Source organism: Streptomyces sp. SID8374, assembly GCF_009865135.1.
Lineage (GTDB): Bacteria > Actinomycetota > Actinomycetes > Streptomycetales > Streptomycetaceae > Streptomyces.
Genome location: NZ_WWGH01000002.1, coordinates 1691274 through 1707010 on the forward strand (window position 1 = coordinate 1691274; position 15737 = coordinate 1707010).

14 protein-coding genes and 2 pseudogenes are annotated in these 15737 nt (G+C 72.8%); 13 read left to right on the forward strand and 3 right to left on the reverse strand.

Translation table 11 applies throughout. The features are described from left to right. The first annotated feature begins 1 nt into the window (after position 1). From GTY67_RS30835 to GTY67_RS30885, 11 genes and pseudogenes are all read left to right on the forward strand, one after another. The gene (locus GTY67_RS30835) at positions 2-1144 is read left to right on the forward strand and encodes an MCE family protein (RefSeq protein ID WP_161281205.1); all 1143 of its coding nucleotides are present in this window, start codon (positions 2-4) and stop codon (positions 1142-1144) included. Further along, positions 1141-2400 (forward strand): MCE family protein, encoded by a 1260-nt coding sequence (locus GTY67_RS30840; protein WP_237502960.1) that lies wholly within the window; start codon positions 1141-1143, stop codon positions 2398-2400. The genes GTY67_RS30835 and GTY67_RS30840 overlap by 4 nt, the downstream gene beginning before the upstream one ends. Beyond that, a complete protein-coding gene (locus GTY67_RS30845) occupies positions 2397-3668 on the forward strand; it encodes an MlaD family protein (protein WP_161281206.1) in 1272 nt (423 codons plus the stop codon). The genes GTY67_RS30840 and GTY67_RS30845 overlap by 4 nt, the downstream gene beginning before the upstream one ends. Beyond that, positions 3665-4186 (forward strand): hypothetical protein, encoded by a 522-nt coding sequence (locus tag GTY67_RS30850; protein WP_093689760.1) that lies wholly within the window; start codon positions 3665-3667, stop codon positions 4184-4186. The genes GTY67_RS30845 and GTY67_RS30850 overlap by 4 nt, the downstream gene beginning before the upstream one ends. Continuing rightward, entirely contained in the window at positions 4183-4776 is a 594-nt protein-coding gene (locus GTY67_RS30855) for a hypothetical protein (protein WP_176727457.1), read from the forward strand. Before GTY67_RS30850 ends, GTY67_RS30855 begins: the two co-directional genes overlap by 4 nt. A 20-nt stretch (positions 4777-4796) precedes the next feature. Continuing rightward, positions 4797-5324 carry a hypothetical protein gene (locus tag GTY67_RS30860; RefSeq protein WP_093689757.1) on the forward strand — a complete coding sequence of 176 codons (528 nt, stop codon included), beginning with the start codon at positions 4797-4799 and terminating at the stop codon, positions 5322-5324. 64 nt (positions 5325-5388) lie between these two features. Beyond that, positions 5389-6111 (forward strand): hypothetical protein, encoded by a 723-nt coding sequence (locus GTY67_RS30865; RefSeq protein ID WP_161281207.1) that lies wholly within the window; start codon positions 5389-5391, stop codon positions 6109-6111. 37 nt (positions 6112-6148) lie between these two features. Further along, positions 6149-7489 carry a lytic transglycosylase domain-containing protein gene (locus GTY67_RS30870; protein ID WP_161281208.1) on the forward strand — a complete coding sequence of 447 codons (1341 nt, stop codon included), beginning with the start codon at positions 6149-6151 and terminating at the stop codon, positions 7487-7489. A gap of 178 nt (positions 7490-7667) precedes the next feature. Then, positions 7668-9329, forward strand: coding sequence for a PP2C family protein-serine/threonine phosphatase (locus tag GTY67_RS30875; RefSeq protein WP_161281209.1), 1662 nt, complete (start codon positions 7668-7670; stop codon positions 9327-9329). Continuing rightward, a pseudogene (locus tag GTY67_RS30880) lies at positions 9326-10416 on the forward strand (cobalamin B12-binding domain-containing protein). The gene GTY67_RS30875 and the pseudogene GTY67_RS30880 overlap by 4 nt, the downstream one beginning before the upstream one ends. Further along, positions 10413-10817 (forward strand): STAS domain-containing protein, encoded by a 405-nt coding sequence (locus tag GTY67_RS30885; RefSeq protein WP_161281210.1) that lies wholly within the window; start codon positions 10413-10415, stop codon positions 10815-10817. The pseudogene GTY67_RS30880 and the gene GTY67_RS30885 overlap by 4 nt, the downstream one beginning before the upstream one ends. A gap of 35 nt (positions 10818-10852) precedes the next feature. Here the strand turns inward: GTY67_RS30885 and GTY67_RS30890 are convergent, their stop codons facing one another. The 3 genes and pseudogenes from GTY67_RS30890 to GTY67_RS30900 all read right to left on the reverse strand — a co-directional run bounded on the left by GTY67_RS30890 (position 10853) and on the right by GTY67_RS30900 (position 13508). Continuing rightward, positions 10853-11272, reverse strand: a complete 420-nt coding sequence (locus GTY67_RS30890) for an ATP-binding protein (RefSeq protein ID WP_161281211.1) — start codon at positions 11270-11272, stop codon at positions 10853-10855. Between the two features lie 116 nt (positions 11273-11388). After that, positions 11389-12355 (reverse strand): annotated as a pseudogene (ppk2, locus tag GTY67_RS30895) (polyphosphate kinase 2). 91 nt (positions 12356-12446) lie between these two features. Beyond that, positions 12447-13508, reverse strand: coding sequence for an ATP-dependent DNA ligase (locus GTY67_RS30900; RefSeq protein ID WP_093689818.1), 1062 nt, complete (start codon positions 13506-13508; stop codon positions 12447-12449). 76 nt (positions 13509-13584) lie between these two features. Here GTY67_RS30900 and ligD point away from each other — a divergent pair, with 76 nt between their 5' ends. Together ligD and GTY67_RS30910 are read left to right on the forward strand one after the other, a co-directional pair. Then, on the forward strand, positions 13585-14610 hold the full coding sequence (gene ligD, locus GTY67_RS30905) for a non-homologous end-joining DNA ligase (protein ID WP_202462403.1): 1026 nt from the start codon (positions 13585-13587) through the stop codon (positions 14608-14610). Continuing rightward, on the forward strand, positions 14607-15725 hold the full coding sequence (locus GTY67_RS30910) for an ABC transporter permease (protein WP_161281212.1): 1119 nt from the start codon (positions 14607-14609) through the stop codon (positions 15723-15725). Before ligD ends, GTY67_RS30910 begins: the two co-directional genes overlap by 4 nt. Positions 15726-15737 lie beyond the last annotated feature (12 nt).

Genomic DNA, 15737 nt, shown 5'->3' on the forward strand with positions numbered 1-15737 from the left:
CATGAGACGTACACGCATCATCGGCATCGGCGCCGGACTCGCGGTCGTCGCCGTGGCCGCCACCACCGGGGTGAGCGCCCTCCAGGAGGACTCCAGGACCACCGTCACCGCCTACTTCGAACAGGCGACGGGCGTCTACGCCGGGTCCGACCTGCGCATCCTCGGGGTCCGGGTCGGCACGGTCGAGTCCGTCACCCCCGAGGGCAAGGAGGTCAGGGTCGTCCTCCGCCTGGACGAGGGCATCAAGGTGCCCGAGGACGCCCACGCGGTCGTCGTCGCCCCCAGCCTCGTCGCCGACCGGTACATCCAGCTCGCCCCCGCCTACGACGGCGGACCGCTCCTCGCGGACGGCGCCGAACTCCCCGCCGCCCGCAACGCCACCCCCGTGGAGGTCGACCAGCTGTACGCCTCCATCACCGAGATCACCACGGCGCTCGGCCCGAACGGCGCCAACGCCGACGGCGCGCTGGCCAGGCTCCTGGAGACCGGGGCGAAGAACCTGGACGGCAACGGCAAGGCCATCGGGGACTCCGTCGAACAGTTCGGCAAGGCCGCCAAGACCCTCGACAGGAGCAGCGGCGACCTGTTCGACACCCTGGCCTACCTCCAGTCCTTCACCACCATGCTCAAGGAGAACGACAGCGAGGTCCGGGCCGCCGAGCAGCAGCTCAACTCGGTCACCTCGTTCCTCGCGGACGACAAGAAGAACCTCAGCGCGGCACTCAAGGAGCTGGGCGCCGCGCTCGGCCAGGTGAAGACGTTCATCGCGAAGAACCGGGGCGCGCTGAAGAAGAACGTCGACGCCCTGGTCCCCATCACCCAGGCCCTGGTCGACCAACGTGCCTCGCTGGCCGAGGCGATGGACACGCTGCCGCTGGCGGCGGGCAACGTCCTGAACGCGTACGACCCGGCCAACCGGACCCTCAACGGCCGAGCCAACCTCAACGAACTCTCCATGGGCGGCCCCCTGGTCGACCCGGACGCGGCCGCCGGCCCGCCGCCCGGGCTCGCACCCGTCGACGCGAACCGGCGAAAGGCCCTGCCCGTCCTGCCGCTGCCGGAGGTCGGGACGGTCTTCGGGACGCCGGAGAAACAGCCGGCGGAGAAGAGACCGGACCGGCAGAAGGAGGGAGCGGAACGATGAGCGGTTCCCCGCACACCACGAGCGGCTCCCCGGACGCCACGACCGAGCCCCCGCAGACCACCGGCGCCCGCACCGGCGCCCGGCTGGCCGTCGGAGCCGTCGCCCTGCTGGCCACCGGAGCGCTGATCGCCCTGGTCGCCGTCCGCACCGACGGCCCCGTCTTCACGGGCATCGAACAGATCCCCCTGCCCGGCGGCGCCGACCTCGGCGACCGGCCGTACGAGATCACCGCCGAGTTCGGCGACGTCCTCAGCCTGGCACCGCAGTCCTCGGTCAAGGTCAACGACGTGTCCGTCGGCCGTGTCACCAGGATCGACCTGGCCGCCGACGGCTGGAGCGCCCGGGTCACCATGCGGGTCAACGGAGACATCGACCTCCCCGCCAACGCCTACGCCCGCCTCGAACAGTCCAGCCTCCTCGGCGAGAAGTTCATCCAGCTCACCCCGCCCGCCGAAGGCACCGCCCGCGGCTCCCTGGCGGAGACCGGCCGCATCCCGCTCACCCGCACGAACCGCAACCCCGAGGTCGAAGAGGTCTTCGGCGCCCTCTCCCTGCTCCTCAACGGCGGCGGGATCAACCAGCTCAAGACCATCACCACCGAGCTGAACAAGGCGCTCACCGGCCAGGAGCCGCAGATCCGCTCCCTGCTCAACCGGGTCGACACCCTCGTCACCAACCTGGACAGCAACAAGGGCGACATCACCCGGGCCCTCGACGGCGTCAACCGGCTCTCCGCAACCCTCGCCACCCGCAAACAGGACCTCGGAACGGTCCTCACCGGGCTCAGCCCCGGGCTGAAGGTCCTGGAGAAACAGCGCGGCTCGCTGCTGACCATGCTGCGCACCCTCGACACGCTCTCCACGGTGGCCGTCGACACGATCAACAGGAGCAAGGCGGACATGATCGCCGACCTGAAGGCGCTCGCCCCGACCCTGAAGGCGCTCGCCGACTCCGGCAAGGACCTCCCCGACGCGCTCCAGGCCTCGCTGACCTACCCCTTCACGGACGAGGTGCTGCGCGGGGTGAAGGGCGACTACCTGAACGTCTACCTGGACGTCACGGCCGCGCCCGGCACCCGGATCATCCCGGCGCTCACCCCGGACGACCCGACCCTGCCGCCCCCGCCGCACGAACCCGGCGCGGAGGGTGCGGCGGCCGCCCGCAGCGCGCTGCCGCTCCCGCTGCCGGCCGTCTCGCGTACGTCGGGGGCCGAGGCTTCCGGCGCACCGGCGCCGGAGCAGGGAGGCACCCCGTGATCACTCCCGCCATCCGGCTCAAGAACATCGCCTTCCTCGTCATCGCCGTGCTCGTCCTGGGCTACCTCGGGGTGCGGTACGCCGGCCTCGGCCACTACGTCGGGCTGCGCAGCTACTACACGGTCACGGTCCAACTCCCGCAGACGGGCGGCCTCTACACCCACTCCAACGTCACCTACCGGGGCGTCTCGGTGGGCCGGGTCGGCCCCATCGAACTGACCGACGAGGGGGTGGAGGCCGAGCTGCGGATCGAGAAGGACGCCCCGCCCATCCCGGACAGCCTGAAGGCCGTCGTCGCCAACCTCTCGGCGGTCGGCGAGCAGTACGTCGACCTGCGCCCGACCCGGTCCGACGGCCCCTACCTGGGCAACGGCTCGGTGATCGACGCGGCCGACACCACCCTCCCCGCGCCGCCCACCGAGGTGCTCACCAGCGTCAACGACTTCGCGCGCTCGGTCGACCTGGAGCATCTGCGCACGGTCGTCGAGGAGTTCGGCGCCGCCTTCGAAGGGCGCGGCGACGACCTCCAGGTGCTGCTGGACAGCGGCGGCGAGTTCATCGACGCGGCCGACCGGGCCCTGCCGACGACCACCCGGCTGATGGCCGACGGCGAGACCGTGCTGCGCACCCAGGCCGAACAGGGCGCGGCGCTCAAGGGGTTCGCCTCCGGCGCCGAGGAACTCGCCGCCGAACTCAAGGGCTCCGACAGCGACCTGCGGCGGCTGATCGCGACCACGCCCGACGCCGCCGTACAGATCAGCGGGCTGCTGCGCGACCTCGACCCGGCCTTCGGCGTCGTCGTCGCCAACCTGCTCACCACCTCGGAGGTCGCCGTCACCCGCCAACGAGGCCTGGAGGAACTGCTGGTGAAGCTGCCCGCGGTGGTGGCGGCCGGAGCGAGCGCGGTCGACGAGGACGGCGCCCGGTTCGGTATGTCGGTCACCTTCTTCGAACCGCTGCCCTGCACCTCCGGATACGGCGCCACGACGTACCGCAACGGACTCGACACCTCACCCGCGCCCGCCCTGAACTCCGCTGCCCGGTGCGCCTCTTCACCCGGTACGGGCATCAACGTCCGGGGCAGCGCCAACGCGCCGAAGGGCGGCCCGGTCCCGTCACCCGCCAAGCCCGGCTCCATGCTGCTGGGGGAGGGGGCCGACGCCGACGCGAAGGGCCGGCTCCCCGGCGCGCTCGGCACCACCCCCCGTACCGCTCCGCCCGCCCCCGGCATGGCCGGACTGCTGGGCCTTGGAGGCGGTGGCTCATGACGCTCCGCACCCGGCACCTCGGCGGCTGGGCCGTCCTGCTGGCCGCCGCCCTCGTCTGCGGGCTGGGCGCCTGGTCGTACGCCCAGGCGCGCGGCGACCGCACCCTCGCCTACGCCAAGGCCCGCGACACGGCCCTGGCCCAGGGCAAGCGCCACCTCGCCACGCTGAACAGCCTGGACGGCAAGGACGCCACCAGCGTCTCCGCCGGGCTGCGGGCCTGGCGGGACTCCTCCACCGGTCCGCTCCACGACCAGCTGAAGCGGACTTCGGCGGCCGACGCGAAGACGCTCACGACGGCGGGTGACACCGCCGACGGCAAGGTGACCTCGGCGGCGCTCACCGCCCTGGACGACCGCACCGGCACGGCCGAGCTGATCGCGACCGTGGACGTCGAGGTCACCCCGCGCACGGGCAGCCCCGGCACCCAGCGCAAACGCTTCACGGCCACGCTCGCCCGCACAGGCGACGGCTGGAAGGTCAAGGCGCTCACGGCGACGGCGGCAGGAGACGGCGGATGAGCGAGCGAACTGTGTTGGCCAGCAAGGCAGTGGAGGACGGGGAACACGTCGACGACGCCGAGCCGGACAGCGTCGATGAGCCCGGTAGCCGCCCCTGGTGGCCCCGCATCCTCGGCGCCCTCCTGGCCGTCGTCCTGCTCGCGACCGGCGGGCTCCTCTTCGCCGAAGGGCGCGAACTGCGCGACACCCCGGCCACCGGCAACCTCGCCCTCACGGACGCCGAGGCGACCACCCGGGTCACCGGCGACGTCAGCAACGCGCTCGGCAGGATCTTCTCGTACGGCCCCGACGCCACCGCCCTCACCAAGGACGCGGCACAAGAGGTGCTGGCGGACAAGGCCCTCCAGCAGTACGCGGCGCTGTTCGGCCAGGTCGAGAAGCAGGCCGCCGACCAGAAGCTGACGCTCACCACCCATGTCGTACGGGCCGGGGTCACCCGGCTGACCGCCACCGGCGCCCACCTCCTGGTCTTCCTCGACCAGGTCTACGAACGCCGTGGCCGGCCCGCCACCACCGCATCCGCCCAGCTGTCCGTCACCGCCGAACTGCGGGACGACCACTGGTGGATCGTCGAGATCAGCTCCGTATGAAGGCAGGGGAGAGGCATCACATGGCACGGGCGACGACGAGGAACCCCCTGGTGATCGCGGCGACGGCGCTCGCGGTCGTGGCGGCCGGGGCGGCTGGGTGGGGCGGCTGGCAGCGCTACGACGCCGCCCACGACGACGCGGCCTCCTACGCGCAGGCGCGGGACGACGCGCTGGCGGCAGGGGAGCAGGCGGTCCAGAACATGAACACCCTCGACCACCGCGCGCTGGAGAAGGGCCTCGACAGCTGGGAGGAGTCCACCACCGGCGATCTGCACCGCCAACTCGTCGAAGGGCGGGACGCGTTCGCCGAGCAGATCGTGGCGGCGAAGACGGTCAGCACGGCGAAGGTGCTCTCCGGCGCGGTGACCGAACTCGACGAACGGGCGGGCCGAGCAGGGGTGATGGTGGCGCTGCGGGTCACCGTCACCGCGCCCAAGGGCGACCCGGCGGTGAAGGAGAGCCGGATGCTCGGCACCCTCACCCGGACCTCCGAGGGGTGGAAGCTCAGCGCGCTCGGCCAGGCCCCCGTCGGCTCCACGGCCGGCTGAACCCGCGCCCGTATCCGCTCCCGCCCGCGCTGCCCCGACGCCGTATCCGAGAGGACCCCCTCCCATGTCGACGACCCGCCACCTGGTCAACCGCCGCCGCAGACTGGCCACTTCACCGTCACGCACGGCAGTGGCCCCGGCCTCGGACGAGGAGCTCAGGGAGAGGACCACGGAACCACCAGACCTGCGAGTGCCGGAGCCGGAGCTCGAACACGAGCCCGAGGCGGAGGCTGAGCCCGTCACCGCCCCTGCTCCCGACGCCGTAACCACATCCCCACGGCGGCGCCTCCCCGCCCTCCTCTGCGTCCTCACCGTCCTCCTCGGGGCCTTCGCCGCCTGGGCGTTCACCTCGGCGGCCGGCCTGCGCGACGAGCCCGCGCGGCAGAACACCGCGCTCACCGACATCGCCCGCACCAGCGAGGTGAAGGGCCGGATCACCGAGGCGGTCGGTGCCGTGTTCTCGTACGACTACGCCTCGCCCGCCCGCTCGGACCGCGCGGCGAAGACCCATCTGACCGGCCGGGCGGTGCAGCAGCACAAGGACATGCTCGCGGAGGTACGGGAGCAGGGGCCGCGGCAGAAGCTCGTCCTCACCACCACCGTCACCGGAAGCGGCGTGGAGTACCTGGACGGCGACCGAGCCCGGCTGCTGATCTTCGCCGACCAGAGCAACACCCGTACCGGCAAGGACGAGGAGACCACCTACGCGGCGGCCATGTTCGCCGTCGACGCCGTCCGCCGTGGGGACACCTGGCGGATCGCCGCCATCGACACGTTCACCCGCTGAACCGTGGGCCCGGGCAGCCGGGGAGAGAGGAGCAGCTATGAGGTTCAACGGCACGGTGCGCCGTCAGCTCACCGGTACGGTCACGGCGGTCGCCGCGATGGCCGCGCTCACCGCGTCCCAGGCGCCCGGCTTCGGGGAGGCCGTGGCGGCGTCGCACGAGGAGCGGACCTCGTCGGGCACGGACGACGTGGTGTGGAGCGAGGTGGAGGGCGACGACTCGTACCACACCGAGCTGCCACCACTGGAGAGCCCGCAGCCGCCCGCGCCGCTGAAGCCGCCCGGGGCCGGGGTGCAACCGCCGGTTCCGCTGCTGGCCCGCGCCCGGTCCGAGGCGGGCATCCCGGCGACCGTGCTCGCCGCGTACCGGAGCGCCGAGCGGTCCTTGCGCCGCAGCGACCCCGGCTGCCGGCTGCCGTGGCAGCTGCTCGCGGCGATCGGCAAGGTGGAGTCGGGGCAGGCCGCGGGCGGCAGGGTCGACGGGCGGGGGACGACGCTCACCCCGATCCTGGGGCCCGCCCTCGACGGGGTGGGCTTCGCGCTGATCCGGGACACCGACAACGGGGTGTACGACGGCGACCGTACGTACGACCGGGCCGTCGGGCCGATGCAGTTCATCCCGTCCACCTGGGTGAACTGGGCCAAGGACGGCAACGGCGACGGCCGCAAGGACCCGAACAACATCTACGACGCCGCCCTCGCGGCCGGGCACTACCTCTGCGCCAATGGCCGTGACCTGGGCGCCCGGGCCGACCTGGACCGGGCGGTCCTCAGCTACAACCGGTCCGACCTCTATCTCCGTACGGTGCTGTCCTGGCTGGCGTTCTACCGCAACGGCACCCACCCGGTCGCCGACGGCCAGGGGGTCCTCCCCACCAGCCCCGGTCCGGGCGGAGCCGACCGCTCCAAGGCACCGGTCGGCTCCGGAACCCCTGGCGGGCCGGGCCAGGGAGGCGGCGGCATCGTCATCGGCCCGCAGCCCACGCGCCCGCCCGGCACCAAGCCCACGCCCGGCCCCACCAAACCTGGCTCGCCAAGCCCGAGCCCCTCCGACCCCGGCTCCCCGAGCCCGACCCCGACCGACCCCAGCCCCACCGACCCGGGCCCCACGGACCCCGGCCCCAGCCCCGACCCCTCCGACCCCGGTCCTACCGACCCCGGTCCTACCGACCCCGGCCCCACCGACCCCGCCCCGACCCCGACCCCCGGCCCCACGGACCCGGACCCCGGTCCGAGCCCCGACCCCGGCCCCGGAACCACCGACCCCGGCTGCCCGAGCGGCGCCCCCACCCCGCCGGCCGCCTCCGCCGCCACCGGGAGCCGGTCAGGAGAGGGCGGGGACGGCGAGCCGTGCGCACCGGAGACCGGGGCCGCCGCCTGAGCCCACGATGTGAAGGCCTCGAAAGAGTGACGTGACCGTCCTGTGCCACAGGGGCCCCGCACGGTGGACGAGCCCGGGATCGGGTTGATATTTCGGGCACCCTTCGAGATCTTTGCCCGAGGGAAACAGTTCGTCCAACCGGAAGGTGGTGCGACTCGCCACAGGCGGGTCCCCCCTCATGGGTTCACCCAAGGCAGAGACCGGCACGCCCACGAAGGAGCGGTTCGCCCCGGCCGACTGGGGCCGGCCGCCGTACGCAGTGATCGTCGTCGACCGGGCCGGAACGGCCGTACGCACCGAAGGGGAGACGAGCCTGCTCCCGGGCGTGGAACAGGGCGTTCCGCTGCCGGACGGCCTCTCCTGGCTGGCCGGGGCCACCGCAGCCGTGGCCGAGGACGCCGTCCACCAGGGCGGCTCGCCGAGGCCCGCCGTCGCGGGGGAGTTCGAGGGGCGCCGCTTCGAGGCCCATCCGACCCGGCGTGCGGACGGCGAGGTCGTGTGGTGGCTGGTCGACCACACGGCCCGGTACGCCGCCGAGGAGGCCCTGACCGCCGAGCGCGAGCGCACCAGGTTCCTCGCCGAGGCGTCCAACGTCCTGCTCTCCTCGCTGAACTCCGAGCGGTGCATGGACTCCACGGCCCGGCTGGCCGCCGGGTTCCTGGCCGACGCGGCCGTCGTGGTGGCCCCGGCGCCGGGCCGTCGGCTGCCCGTGACCCGTGCCGTGCGGGGCCAGGGCGTCACACAGGACATGATCGCGGCCGACCCCTCCGACGTACCGGGTCTCGCCGAGGCGCTGAGGGGCTTCCCGCCTGTGCCGTCACGGTGGATCGACCCGGTGTCCCTGCCCGACTGGCTGGTACCCGACGGCCTCGGTACGCCGGTCGGTTCGGTCGTCGTCACCCCGCTGCCCGGGCACGGTGTTCCGGCCGGGGCGCTGATCCTGCTCCGCGCGGACACCCGCAGCGGGTTCAGCGAGACCGAGGAGACCTTCGCCCGGCTGTTCGCGGCCCGCGCCGGAGCCGCCCTGTCCGCGGCCCGCCTGTACGCGGAACAGCACAGCATCACCCGGACCCTGATGCGCGATCTGCTGCCGCCCCGTCTCCACCGGGTGCACGGGGTGGAGTTCGCCGGGGGCTACCGCCCCTCCAGCTCCCACGAGCGGGTCGGCGGCGACTTCTACGACGTCCACCCCGGCCCGACGCCACGCGACCCGTCCCTGGTGGTGCTCGGGGACGTCTGCGGCAAGGGGCTGGACGCGGCCGTCCTCACCGGCAAGATCCGCAACACCCTCCAGGCCCTGATGCCGATGGCCGACGACCACGAGCGGGTGCTGCAACTCCTCAACGGTGCCCTGCTGAACGCCGACAACACGAGGTTCGCGACCCTGGTCCTGGCGTCCGTCCTGCGCACGGAGAACCAGGTCCGCCTGCGGCTCACCTCGGCGGGCCACCCGGCGCCCCTGGTGGTGCGCGACGACGGCCGGGTGGAGGAGATCCCCACCCACGGCACCCTGGTAGGGGCCCTGGACCAGGTGTCGGCCCGGACCGTCGAGACCGCCCTGCTGCCCGGTGACACCTGCCTGCTCTACACCGACGGGATCACCGAGGCGCGCGGCGGCCCGCTCGGCGGTGAACTCTTCGGCGACGAACGGCTGAAGCGGGCCCTGGCCGAGTGCGGCGGCATGCCCGGCGAGGCGGTGGTGGAGCACATCCGGATGCTCACCTCGCAGTGGCTCGGCGACGGCGGCCACGACGATCTCGCGGTGGTCGCCATCACCGCACCGCGGACCACCCATCTGAGTGCGGTGGACGGGCACACACGGGGCAGGTACACCGCATGACCACCACTGTCGACGCTCTTGGTCCCGACACGCTGCGCAGCGACCTGTGGGCCGCGGTGACCGGCCGGGACGAGTACCGGGCCGCGGACATCGTGCTCAGGGCCCTGGACGCCGGGACGCCCGCCGAGTCCGTCCTCCTCGATGTGATCGCCCCGTCCAGGCCCGGGTCGGCCACGCCTGGCAGGCCGGCCGGCTGACCGTCGCCCAGGAGCACGCCGCGACCGCGATCGCCGAGCGGGTGATCGCCGCGCTCGCCCACCACCCCGCGCACCGGCCCGCCCCCTACGGCGGCCGGATCACCGTCGCCTGCGTGGACCAGGAGTGGCACGCCCTGCCGGCCCGGCTGCTCGCCGAGGTCCTCACCCTGCGGGGCTGGCGGGTCGACTTCCTCGGCGCGCAGGTGCCCACCCCGCACCTCGTGACCCATCTGCACAACACCGGGGCCGACGCGGTGGCCCTCTCCTCGTCCATCGCCACACGGCTGCCCACCGCCCACACCGCGATCACCGCGTGCCAGGCCGTGGGCGTGCCCGTGCTGGCGGGCGGTGCCGCGTTCGGCCCGGACGGCCGCTACGCCCGGCTGCTCGGCGCCGACGCCTGGGCCCCCGACGCGCGCGCCGCGGCCCGGCGGCTGGCCGAAGGCATCCCGTCCCCGGACCTGGCGGCGGGCCGCCCGGTCGAGGAGGGGCTGGCGCACCTCACCGACCAGGAGTACACCCTCGTCGTACGGGCCAGAGCCCGGCTCGTCCGGGTGGTGCTGGCGGACCTGGAGCGGAACTTCCCGGCGATGGCCGCCTACTCCGCCGCACAGCGCGAGCGCACCGCCGAGGACATCGCGCACATCGTGGAGTTCCTCGGTGTCGCCCTCTACACCGACAGCGACGACCTCTTCACCGACTTCATCCGGTGGACCGCCGCCGTCCTGACGGCCCGCAAGGTCCCCGCCGCGTCCCTGCGCCCAGCGCTGGACGCCCTGGGCGCCGAACTCAAGGACTTCCCGCGCGCCACCCGCATGCTCGGCCTTGCCCGCCTCCCTCTGGACGAGGCCGTGCCCACCACCGACCAGCAACCCGGAGCCTCCGCATGACCGCCCTGCCCACTCCGCTCCTGACCGTCACCGCCGAGGAGGGCCGGGGCTGGGTCCGGCTCCGCCTCGCCGGTGATCTGGACTACGACACCAGCCACGAGCTGGTGGTTCGGGCGGGGGACTGGCTGGCCGTCCGGCCGGAGCTGCGTGAACTCCGCCTGGGCTGCGCCGAGCTGGGGCTGTGCGACTCGATGGGCGTCTCCGCCCTGCTCCAGATCCACCGGGACGCGGCGGCTCAGGGCGCGTCCCTGCATGTGGAGGACGCGCCGCCCTTCCTGGACCGGATCATGCGGATCACCGGAATCCACCACCTCTTCGCCCGCCAGGAGGACCGGAGGCCCGCCCGGGGCGCCGGTGAGGCTCCACCGCCCACCGAGCAGCGCCCCTCGCCCTCGCCCTGAGCCGCCGTCACCGGGCCGGGGCGCCCGGGCGCGTATCAGACCAGGGACACCACGGCGACGATGCGCTTGCCGCCCTCGTGCGGTGTGACGGAGAGCTGCTTGGTGAGCCGGTGGACCAGCGACCAGCCGTAACCGCCCTCGCCGACCGACCCGGGAGGCGGATCCTGTACGACAGGGTGCCGGGGGTCGGCGTCGTCGACGACGAGGCGGAGCCCCGCGTCGGTGATCCGGGCCGAGAAGCCGGTGAGGCCCCCGCCGTGGCGCAGGGCGTTGGTCACGATCTCCGAGGTCACCAGCAGGGCGTCCGCCACGACCACGTTCGAGAGGATCTCGTCCGACAGCTCGCTGAACTCCGCCGCCAGCAGCCGTGTCACGATATCGCGCGCCTCACCTGCGGTCCGCGGCATTTCCGCGGACGCGCCGTCCGCATGACGTACGGGAGGAGTGCTGTACACGCCCGTACCTCCTTCCGTGCCGTCGGTGATTTCTGTTCCCGTCGAAACCACCGCATTCCCCCTGGCGCCACCTCCATACCTGACTCACCCCCGTGGCTCACCCGGCCGCCCCGCCGTCAGGCCTGCTCCGGATGGTCGCCCGGCCCGTGGGCCCGGGTAGCCAGCGGGGTGGGGGAGAGGTCCGACCGTTCCTCACCCGGTTCCAGCAGCGTGTCCGCGGGGCCGATGATCAGCGGGTCCGGGGTGCCGACCGCCTTGTCGTCCTTGCTGTCGTAGTCGAACCGCCACAGCAGACTGCGCATCGCCTCCAGGCGGCCGCGCTTCTTGTCGTTGCTCTTCACCACGGTCCACGGCGCGTGTTCGGTGTCGGTGGCCCGGAACATGTCGACCTTCGCCGAGGTGTAGTCGTCCCAGAGGTCGAGCGAGGCCAGGTCGGTGGGCGACAGCTTCCACTGGCGTACCGGGTCGACCTGCCGGATCGCGAACCGGGTGCGCTGTTCGTTGCGGGAGACCGGAGAACCAGAACTTCACCAGCAGGACGCCGTCGTCGACGAGCATCCGCTCGAACTGCGGCGCCTGCTTCAGGAAATGCGCGTGCTGCTCCGGTGTGCAGAACTCCATCACCCGCTCCACCCCGGCCCGGTTGTACCAGGAGCGGTCGAAGAAGACGATCTCGCCGGCGGTCGGCAGGTGGGACACGTACCGCTGGAAGTACCACTGCCCGCTCTCACGCTCGGTCGGCTTCTCCAGGGCGACCACACGCGCCCCACGCGGGTTGAGACGCTCCGTCAACCGCTGGATCGTCCCGCCCTTGCCCGCGGCGTCGCGGCCCTCGCACAGGACCACCAGCCGCTGCCCGCTCTCCCGGACCCAGCGCTGGAGCTTCAGCAGCTCGATCTGGAGGATGCGCTTCTCCTTCTCGTACTCCCTGCGCCGCATCCGCCGTTCGTACGGGTAGTTCTCCCGCCAGGTCTCCAGCGGGCGGCCGTGCTCGTCCAGCAGCACCGGCTGTTCGGGCCGCCGTCCGTCGACGGTCAGCCCTTTCAGCAGCTCCGCCGGGTCGGTCTCCGGGCCATCGGCCATCTTTCGTTCCCCGTTCTCCTCGCTACACCCCCGCCCGCAGCCGGGTTCCCCCGTCGCCGCCGCTCATGTACGCGGAAGCCCCCCGGCCGGGTCAGCCGCCCGCGAGCACCTCGGCCAGGTCGTAGGAGACGACCTCCTCCAGCTGCGCGTACGTGCAGCCGGCCGGTGTACGGTCCGGGCGCCACCGCCGGAACTGCGTCGTATGGCGGAACCGGTCGCCCTCCATATGGTCGTACGCCACCTCACACACCCGCTCCGGCCGCAGCGGCACCCACGACTGGTCCTTCTTCCCCGACCAGCGGTTCTGCGTCCCCGGCAGCCGGGATGCCTCGTGTGCCGCAGCCTCCGCCCACGCCCCCCACGGATGGTCCGTGAACTCGGTGCGCAGCGGGGCGAGTTCCTCGGCCAGCTCGGCGCGCCGCTTCATGGGGAAGGCCGCGCAGACCCCGACGTGCTGGAGCACGCCCCCGGTGTCGTACAGGCCGAGCAGGAGCGAGCCGACGACCGGGCCGCTCTTGTGCTCGCGGTACCCCGCCACCACGACATCGGCGGTCCGCTCGTGCTTGATCTTGTACATCACCCGGGTGTCGGGCCGGTACGGCAGATCCAGCGGCTTGGCCACGATCCCGTCCAGGCCCGCGCCCTCGTAGCGGTCGAACCACTCCCGGGCGAGTTCGATGTCCGTGGTGGAAGGAGCGAGGAGTACGGGCGCGGAGGCGCCGGAGAGCGCGGCCGTCAGCACCGCCCGCCGGTCCGCCTGCGGGGTGCTCAGGAGCGAGGTGTCGTCGACCGCGAGGATGTCGAAGGCGATCAGGCTCGCCGGGGTCCGCTCGGCCAGCATCCGCACCCGGGAGTCCGCCGGATGGATGCGCTCGCTGAGCCGGTCGAAGTCGAGGCGCCCCTCGTGGGCGATGACGATCTCCCCGTCGATCACACAGCGCGGCGGAAGGTTCTCCCGTACGGCGTCGACCAGGTCGGGGAAGTAGCGGGTCAGCGACTTGCCGGTGCGGCTGCCGATCTCCACCTCGTCGCCGTCCCGGTGGACGATCGCCCGGAAGCCGTCCCACTTCGCCTCGTAGCTCATGCCCGGCGGGATCTTGGCCACCGACTTGGCGAGCATCGGCTTCACGGGCGGCATCACCGGCAGGTCCATGGCCCGATTCTGGACCGGCTCCCCGCCCATGTCTCCCGATGTGCGGCATATGTGCGACCGGCCTACGGTGGCCGTCATGGGAGCTGCGGTGGAGCTGGACGCGGGCGGACGAGCGGTGAGGCTGTCCAACCCGGACAAGGTGTACTTCCCGGAGAAGGGCTACACCAAGAGGGATGTGGCGGAGTATTTCCTGGCCGTGGGGCCGGGGATCACCCGTGCGCTGAACCACCGGCCGACCACGCTCCAGCGCTTCGTGGACGGGGTGGAGGGCGACTTCTTCTACCAGAAGCGCGCCCCGAAGAACCTTCCCGAGTGGATCCCCACCGCCCGTATCGCCTTCCCCAGCGGCCGCCCCGCCGACGAGCTCTGCCCCACCGAGCTGGCCGCCGTGATCTGGGCCGCCAACCTCGGCACCCTCACCTTCCACCCCTGGCCGGTCCGGGCCGGGGACACCGACCACCCCGACGAGCTCCGCATCGACCTGGACCCGCAGCCGGGCACGGACTACGCCGACGCGGTCGCCGCCGCCCACGAGCTGCGCTCGGTCCTGGAGGACCACGGCGTACGCGGCTGGCCCAAGACCTCCGGCGGGCGCGGGATGCACGTGTTCGTGCCCATCGAACCGGCCTGGACCTTCACCGAGGTGCGGCGGGCCGCCATCACCGCCGGGCGCGAGCTGGAGCGGCGGATGCCCGAGCGTGTGACGACGGCCTGGTGGAAGGAGGAGCGCGGCCGGCGGATCTTCGTCGACTTCAACCAGACCGCCCGCGACCGCACGATCGCCTCCGCCTACTCCGTACGCCCCTTCCCGCACGCCCCGGTCTCCGCGCCGCTGCGCTGGGAGGAGATCGACGACGCCGAACCGCGCGACTTCGACATCGTCACGCTGCCGGTGCGGTACGCCGAACTCGGTGACGTGCACGCCGACATGGACCAGGAGGCGTTCCGGCTGGACGGGCTGCTGGAGCTGGCGGACCGGGACGAGAAGGAGCGCGGGCTCGGCGACATGCCCTACCCGCCGGAGTACCCGAAGATGCCCGGCGAACCGAAGCGGGTCCAGCCCAGCCGCGCCCGGCACGACGACGACGGCGAGATGGCGTGAGCGGGAGCGGCGAGGCGGGCGGCGGCACCGGAGAGAGCGGGAGCGGCGAGGGCGGGAGCAGTCAGAGGCACGGCGCCCACGGCCGCCCGCTCACTCTCCGGGAGCGCTGGGAGGCGTACAAGCACAGCCCGTTCCTCCCCGCGACCGTCCTCGTCCTCATCGTCGCCGCCGCGGCCGGCCTCTTCGCGGGCTCCTACACCTATGCGATGGCCAACCCCACCCCGCACCGCATCCCCGCCGCGCTGGTCACCCAGCCGGAGGTGGAGCGCGGGGAGGCGTTCGTCACCGGGATGGAGAAGGCCCTCGACGCCTCGCTCGAACTGCGCGACTACCCGGATGTCCCCGATGCCCGCCGCGCCCTGGACGAGCAGAAGGTCTTCGCCATCATCCGCGCCTCCGGCGGCGGGGTGGCGCTGGACGTGGCCGGGGCCTCGGGGGCGTCCGTGGCCGAGCTGCTCGGCAAGGCGGGTCTTGAGGTCGGCGACGCCACCGGGGTGGAGGTCGCCGTCCGGGACGTCAAGCCCCTCCAGAAGGGGGACCCGCGCGGGCTCGCCCTGTTCTACATCTCGCTGGCCGCCGTCATCATGGGCTTCCTCGGCGCGATCCAGCTGAGCGTGCACGCCCACGGCCTCAATCCGGCGGAGCGCATCGCGTTCACCGCCGCGTACGCCCTGCTCGGCGGGTTCGCCATCGCGGCGGCCGTCGACTGGTGGCTCGGGGCGGTGAACCTGCCGTTCGTCCAGTCCTGGCTGATCCTGGCGTTCACGATGTTCACCTCGGGCATGGTCTTCACCATGTTCAACACCCTGATGGGCCGCTGGGCGATGATCCCGACCTGGGGCGTCATGGTGCTGCTCGGCAACCCGTCGTCCGGCGGCGCGGTCTCCTGGCCGCTGCTGCCCTCCGCCCTCGGCCACATCGGCCGCTGGCTGCCGCCGGGCGCCTCCGTCAACGCCCAGCACACGGCCGTCTACTACCAGGGCCACCAGTTCCTCTTCCCGTACCTGGTCCTGGCCGCCTGGGCGCTGGTCTCCTGCACGGTCTTCTGGGTGTGGCGCCACCGGCACCCAGGAGGCCGCGCCCGCACGCCCGAGCACGCGGCCACGGCCTCCTGAGCCCTTCTCCCT

Coding starts and splice junctions, on each gene's coding strand:
- GTY67_RS30835 (WP_161281205.1), top strand. CDS start 2: ATGAGACGTACACGCATCATCGGCATCGGCGCCGGACTCGCGGTCGTC.
- GTY67_RS30840 (WP_237502960.1), top strand. CDS start 1,141: ATGAGCGGTTCCCCGCACACCACGAGCGGCTCCCCGGACGCCACGACC.
- GTY67_RS30850 (WP_093689760.1), top strand. CDS start 3,665: ATGACGCTCCGCACCCGGCACCTCGGCGGCTGGGCCGTCCTGCTGGCC.
- GTY67_RS30855 (WP_176727457.1), top strand. CDS start 4,183: ATGAGCGAGCGAACTGTGTTGGCCAGCAAGGCAGTGGAGGACGGGGAA.
- GTY67_RS30860 (WP_093689757.1), top strand. CDS start 4,797: ATGGCACGGGCGACGACGAGGAACCCCCTGGTGATCGCGGCGACGGCG.
- GTY67_RS30865 (WP_161281207.1), top strand. CDS start 5,389: ATGTCGACGACCCGCCACCTGGTCAACCGCCGCCGCAGACTGGCCACT.
- GTY67_RS30870 (WP_161281208.1), top strand. CDS start 6,149: ATGAGGTTCAACGGCACGGTGCGCCGTCAGCTCACCGGTACGGTCACG.
- GTY67_RS30875 (WP_161281209.1), top strand. CDS start 7,668: ATGGGTTCACCCAAGGCAGAGACCGGCACGCCCACGAAGGAGCGGTTC.
- GTY67_RS30885 (WP_161281210.1), top strand. CDS start 10,413: ATGACCGCCCTGCCCACTCCGCTCCTGACCGTCACCGCCGAGGAGGGC.
- GTY67_RS30900 (WP_093689818.1), bottom strand. CDS start 13,508: ATGGACCTGCCGGTGATGCCGCCCGTGAAGCCGATGCTCGCCAAGTCG.
- ligD (WP_202462403.1), top strand. CDS start 13,585: ATGGGAGCTGCGGTGGAGCTGGACGCGGGCGGACGAGCGGTGAGGCTG.